Source organism: Micromonospora sp. KC213 (genome assembly GCF_004348325.1).
Classification (GTDB): Bacteria; Actinomycetota; Actinomycetes; order Mycobacteriales; family Micromonosporaceae; genus Micromonospora.
In genome coordinates, this window is record NZ_SMKF01000267.1 from 1 (window position 1) to 5,251 (window position 5,251).

The window sequence follows — 5,251 nt, forward strand, 5'->3', positions numbered from 1 at the left end:
GAGCAGCACCGCCCCGATGATCATCGGAGGCCAGGTCAGTGCGGCGTCCCACAACCGGACCGACCAGGTGAACAGGGTGACCCCGGTGAGCAGACCCGCCGTCAGCGCCCCGGTGAGCCCCACCCCGACCAGCCGACCCAGGGTGACCGGCCCACTCCCGCCCCGACGGGCCGACCACCGCCCGACGGCCAGGGCGGCCAGCGAGAACCCGGCGACGGCCAGCCAGACGACGTTCACCGAGGCGGACAGGAGCCGGTAAGCCTCGGGTGGCGGGGGTCCGCCGCTCCAGCTCGACCCCTGCCAGGTGAGATCGCCCGCGATGACCAGGACCGCGGCCACCACCAGGGCCCGCACCGACAGGCCGCGCAGCGCCGCCGCGCCCAACTCCGCCTGGTACGCCGGAGCGAGCTGGGCCACGGTGCCGAACTCGGCCACCGCGCGCCGGGCGGCCTCCGCCGGTGTCAGCCCACCCTCCCGGTACGCCTCGGCGGCGTCGGTCAGCGCGTGCCGCAGCTCGACGAGCAGCTCCGCCTTGAGCCGGGCGGGGCCGCGCAGTCGGCCGTTCAGCTCGCCCAGCCGTTCCTCCAGGACACGTTCCGATCCCCACACGGATCCCACCCTGCCATGGGCGACACCGGGTCGCGTCGGGGAGATTCCCTGAACAGGACCGCCGCTGGAGGAGTCACGGGGTGAGGGCGAGGTAGCCCCGCTCCGCGGCCTCCTGGAGCAGCCACTGGTCGCGGTACCAGCCGGGAGCGGCGACCAGTTCGGCGTGCCGGCCGCGCTGGATGACCCGCCCGGCGTCCAGCACGACGATCTCGTCCAGCCCGTCGAGGCCGCTGAGCCGGTGGCTGATCAGCAGCACCGAGTGCCCGGTCGGGGTGGCGGCCAACGCCGAGGCGAGCACCGCGTCGGCGGCGGCCGGGTCCAGCCCTTCGGTCGGTTCGTCGAGCACCAGCACCGGCGGGGCGGCGAGCAGGGCTCGGGCCAGCGCGAGGCGCTGTCGCTGCCCGCCGGAGAGCTGCCCGCCCTCCTCGCCGACCACGGTGTCCCAGCCGTCGGGTTGGTCGCGTACCCAGTCGAGCAGCCCGGCCGCGGCGGTGGCGGCGGCCAGCGCGTCCTCGCCCGCGTCGGGCCGGCCGAGCAGCAGGTTCTCCCGGACCGAGGCGTGGAAGACGTACGCCTCGGCGAGCAGCCCGCCGACGGCCCGGGGCAGCTCGTCGGCCGGGTACGCCGACAGGTCGTGCCCGTCCAGGGTGACCCGACCGGCGTCGGGGCGTACCGCACCGGTGAGCACGGCGGCGAGGGTGCTCTTGCCGGCACCGCTCGGCCCCACCACCGCCACCCGGCGGCCGGCGGGCAGGTCCAGGTCCAGGCCGTCGAGGGCGGGCGCGGCACCCGCCCGGTACCGGACGACGATCGAGTCGAAACGCACGTGGTGGGTGGTCCCCTCGACGGCCCGGCCCGCCCTGGTGTCGGCGGCGTCGATCCCGGCGCCGCCGGTGCCGGCACCTGCCACGGCGACCGGCGTGGTGCCGTCCACCCCGGCCCGGCCGTCCGGTGCGGCGAGCAGGTCGGCGACCCGGCCGAGGCCGGCGCGGAGCTGGGTCCGTTGCCGGGCCGCCCCGACCAGGGCCAGCGCGATCTCCACGGCGGCCAGAGTGCCCACGGCGAGCACACCGACCAGTACGCCGCCCACCCCGGCGCGCAGTGCGACGAGCACCACGCCGCCGGCGGTCAGTCCGGCGACCAGCACCCCCGCCGCGTCGACCGCGAAGCCGGTCGCGGCGAGCCGCCGTTCCAGCCGGGCCAGCCGGTCGGCACGGTCGGTGGCGGCCCGCAGTGCCTGCCCGGTGGCACCGAAGGCGGCCAGATCGGCCGCGCCGTGGGTGAGGTCCACCGCGTCGGTGGCGAGCGCACCACGCAGCGGCGCCACCTCGTCGGCGGCGCGACGGGTCAGCGCGGTGGCCGAGGCGGGCAGCGCCACCCCGGCGACGAGCAGGCCGACCGCGAGCACCCCGGCGGCGGGCAGGGAGACCAGCGCGGCCCCGCCGACCGCCAGCAGACCGACCAGCGCCGCGGCGGCACCGGGTACGAGCACCCGCAGGAGCAGGTCCTGGACGGCCTCCACATCGGAGACCAGCCGGCTCAGCGCGTCCCCGGTCCGCTGCCCGGCCGTGTTCCGGCGGGCGGCCAGGGTGGCGAAGACCCGGGCCCGCACATCGGTGATCATCCGCAGGACGGCGTCGTGGCCGGCGAGGCGTTCGGTGTAGCGGAGTACGCCCCGTCCGATCGCCAGCGCCCGGACGGCGACGATGGCGACGGTGAGCCGGTCCAGCGGTGGCCGACCGGCCGCGGTCATCAGCAGCCAGGTTGCCGTGGCCATCAGCGCCAGCCCGGCGGCCTCGGTCGCGGCGGCGAGCAGCCCGGCGCCGACCAGCCGGCGCAGGTACGGCCGGGCCAGCCGCAGCACCGCCCGTTCCGCGCTCCCGGCACTCGCCTGGCCGCCGTCGCGGCGGGTGCCGGTCCGACCGCCTTCGCGACGGGTGCTCATCGGGCCGCCTCCCGGGCCGGCGTCAGCTCGGTGACCCGCCCGTCCTGTACCCGCAGGATCCGGTCGGCGTCCGCCAGCAGCGCCGGCCGGTGCGCGACCAGCACCGCCGTGCGTCCCTGGACCAGCCGCCGGGTCGCCGCCAGCACCACCGCCTCGCTGGCGGTGTCGAGCCGGGCGGTGGGCTCGTCGAGCAGCACCAGCGGGGCGTCCCGCAGGAAGGCCCGGGCCAGCGCCACCCGCTGCCGCTGCCCGCTGGACAGGCCGTGACCGCGCTCGCCGAGCGTGGTGGCCAGCCCGTCGGGCAGGGCGGCGACCACGTCGTCCAGCGCCGCGTCGGCGACCACCCTGGTGAGCGCCGCGTCGGGGGTGCCGGGGGCGCCCAGCCGGATGTTGTCGGCCAGCGAGGCGGCGAAAAGGTGGGCCCGCTGCGGCACCCAGGCCACCTGCCGCCGCCATTCGTCGAGGTCGACGTGGGCGAGGTCGACGCCGTCGACGGTGACCCGGCCGGCGGTGGGGCTGACGAAGCCGAGCAGCAGGCCGAGCAGGGTGCTCTTGCCGGCACCGCTGGGGCCGACCACGGCGATCCGTTCACCGGGACGCACGGTGAGCGTGACGTCCCGCAGCGCGGTGGTCCGTTCGTACGCGACGGTGACGTTGTCGAAGTGGATCTCGCCGCCGCCGGGCGGGGCGGTCCCGGGCGTGGCGGCGGGAGCGGCGGCCGGGGCGGCGGAGAGCGTCAGCGCCTCGTCCAGCGCGGTCAGTCCCTCCATGCTGGCGTGGAAGCGGCTGCCGGCGGCCCGCAGCGGCAGGTACGCCTCCGGGGTGAGCAGCAGCACCAGCAGCGCGGTCGACAGGGTGATCCCGCCGCCGAGCAGCCGGATGCCGACCGGCACCGCGACCAGCGCCACCGACAGGGTGGCGACCAGTTCCAGCACCAGCGCGGAGAGGAAGGCGATGCGCAGCGTCCGCATGGTGGCCACCCGGTGGCCGTCGGCCATCCGGCGGACCACGTCGGTCTGTGCCCGGGCCCGCCCGAACACCCGCAGCGTGGGCAGCCCGGCGACCATGTCGAGGAAGTGCCCCCCGAGCATCGACAGCCGTCGCCACTGCCGTTCCGTGGCGGCCTGCGCCTGCCAGCCGAGCAGCGCGCCGAAGACCGGGATCAGCGGCAGGGTCGCCGCGATGATCAGCGCCGAGCCCCAGTCGGCGAAGACCAGCCGGGCCAGCACGGCCAGCGGCACGGTCACGCTGAGCACGAGTTGGGGGAGGTAGCCGGTGAAGTAGGCGTCGAGCGCGTCCAGACCCCGCCCGGTGAGGGTGGCGAGCTGCCCGGCCCGCTGGCCGGCGACCCAGCCGGGCCCGTGCCGGCTGACGGTGGCGAGCAGGTCCGCCCGCAGCGCCGCCTTCACGGTGGCCGCGGCCCGCGCCGCGACGGCGCCCTGCGCCCAGCTGACCGCCGCCCGTCCACCGACGGCGACGACGAAGCCGGCCAGCGCGCCGGTGTCCAGCCGACCACCGAAGGCGGTGGCGAGCAGCGCGGCCAGGGCGGTGGCCTGCCCCACGACCAGCAGCGCGGTGAGCCCGCCGAGCGCCGCGAGCACGGCGAGGTCGCGCCGGGCCGCGGGGACCCGGCGCAGCAGACGCGGGTCGAAGGGACGGCGGTTCACCAGTACACCGGTGCCCTGCCGTCGGTCCGTCCCCGGAAAACCCACCAGCACATCGCCTGAAAGCCTAGTAGGGCCGGAACAAGGGGCAACGCGAGCCAGCCCAGCAGCCGCAGCGTCGGCCCGCTCGCCGCCGCCTGGGCCACGGTTAGGGTGGCCGCCGGGTCGACGGTGGAGACCAGCACGGCGGGCCAGAGAGCCGCGCCGACCAGCACCACCGGCAGCGCCAGCGCCGCGCTGGTGGCGGCGAAGGCCACCCCGGGCCGCCGCCGGGCGAGCGCCGCCCGCGCCAACAACAACGCCGTGACCAGTGCTGACGGCAGCAGTACGGCCGCCGCCGGCTGCTGCGTCGCCGCGCGTACCCGCTCGGAGAGCAGGCCCAGCGCGGTGGCCGCGCCGACCGCGGCGAGCGCCACCGGGATCAGCCGTCCGGCCAGCCGGCCGAGGGCGTCGGCGTCGGCGGCCGGCAGCCGCAGCGTGAGGAAGGTCGCACCGTGCACCGCGACCAGTGCGAGCATCGCCAGTCCGGCGGCGGCGGCGAACGGGGTGGCCAGGTGGGTGACCCCGGCGACGTGGCCGTCGGCGTGCAGGGGTACGCCCTGCAACAGCCCGCCGAGCAGCGCGCCCCAGCCGAGCGCGGCGAGCGCGCTGCCGGTGACGACCACCCGGTCCCAGCCGGCGCGGGCGACCGCGTCTCGGGGGCGGCTGCGCAACTGCACGCCGACGGTCACCAGGATCACCCCGACCAGTGCCCCGGCCACGACCGGGTAGAAGCCGGAGAGCAGTTCCCCCTCCAGGGTGGGGAAGGCGCCGAAGAGGATGCCGACGAAGGCCACCAGCCACACCTCGTTGCCGAGGAAGAAGGGGCCGAGCGCGGTGAGGCCGGTCCGGTGGGCGGTCGACCCGCCCCGGGCCAGCAGCAGGCCGACGCCGTAGTCGTAGCCGCCCAGGACGAGGTAGGCGGCGAAGAAGAGGCCGAGCAGGGCGTACCAGGCGAGGTCCACGGTGGTCTCCGTCAGGCGAGGGCGGGTAC

General features: G+C 77.0%; 4 protein-coding genes. All 4 read right to left on the reverse strand.

Annotation, left to right across the window (positions count from 1 at the left end; translation table 11 throughout):
* Window positions 1–609: permease prefix domain 1-containing protein (locus E1166_RS29200; RefSeq protein WP_132343069.1), on the reverse strand; the 609-nt coding region annotated here is incomplete at its 3' end.
* A gap of 73 nt (window positions 610–682) precedes the next feature.
* Entirely contained in the window at window positions 683–2,554 is a 1,872-nt protein-coding gene (gene cydC / locus E1166_RS29205; protein WP_132343070.1) for a thiol reductant ABC exporter subunit CydC, read from the reverse strand.
* The gene (gene cydD / locus E1166_RS29210) at window positions 2,551–4,221 is read right to left on the reverse strand and encodes a thiol reductant ABC exporter subunit CydD (RefSeq protein ID WP_132343071.1); all 1,671 of its coding nucleotides are present in this window, start codon (window positions 4,219–4,221) and stop codon (window positions 2,551–2,553) included. The genes cydC and cydD overlap by 4 nt, the downstream gene beginning before the upstream one ends.
* The coding region (locus E1166_RS29215; RefSeq protein WP_243710583.1) for a cytochrome d ubiquinol oxidase subunit II at window positions 4,218–5,251 on the reverse strand (1,034 nt) is incomplete at its 5' end. The genes cydD and E1166_RS29215, both read right to left, overlap by 4 nt.